The sequence below is a fragment of the Saccharomonospora iraqiensis subsp. paurometabolica YIM 90007 genome (assembly GCF_000231035.2).
Lineage (GTDB): Bacteria > Actinomycetota > Actinomycetes > Mycobacteriales > Pseudonocardiaceae > Saccharomonospora > Saccharomonospora paurometabolica.
In genome coordinates, this window is the sequence record NZ_KI912218.1 from 115,723 (window position 1) to 116,134 (window position 412).

Sequence of the window (412 nt, forward strand, 5' to 3'; positions counted from 1 at the left end):
CGTCCGCGCGTCGGCGGTGGAGCTGGCCCGTCCGCTGGCGGGCAAGGCGGGCCCCACCCTGGGCACGATCAAGACCCGGATGTACCGGCCGGTGCTGGACGCGCTGGCCGACGGCGCCGCCCTGGGCTGAACCCCGCCCCGCGCCGGGCTGAATCCCCGGGCGCCCAACCGGGTGCTCAGGTGGGGGGTGTGCGGCAGCCGATGACTTCGGCGGGGGAGACGTGCCAGGTGCCGTCCGGCCCGGGGGTGGCCATGAAGGTCTCGCCGTCGGCCTCCAGCCACACCGGCGCCCCGTCGACGTCGGCGAACGACTGCACGGTGATGTCCTCGGCGTGGGGCCGCACCTCGGCCAGCGCCGCTTCCGGGCTCGCCGCCCCCGGGGTCTGCGCGGCCGCGGGGTCGTGCGGCCGGT

The 412-nt window shown here is 77.9% G+C and carries 1 protein-coding gene; it reads right to left on the bottom strand.

Going from position 1 to position 412, the window contains the following annotated elements; translation table 11 throughout:
• Nucleotides 1-176: 176 nt before the first annotated feature.
• Nucleotides 177-412, bottom strand: a 236-nt coding sequence (locus tag SACPADRAFT_RS26195; RefSeq protein WP_040924062.1) for a hypothetical protein, incomplete at its 5' end; no start/stop codon positions are given.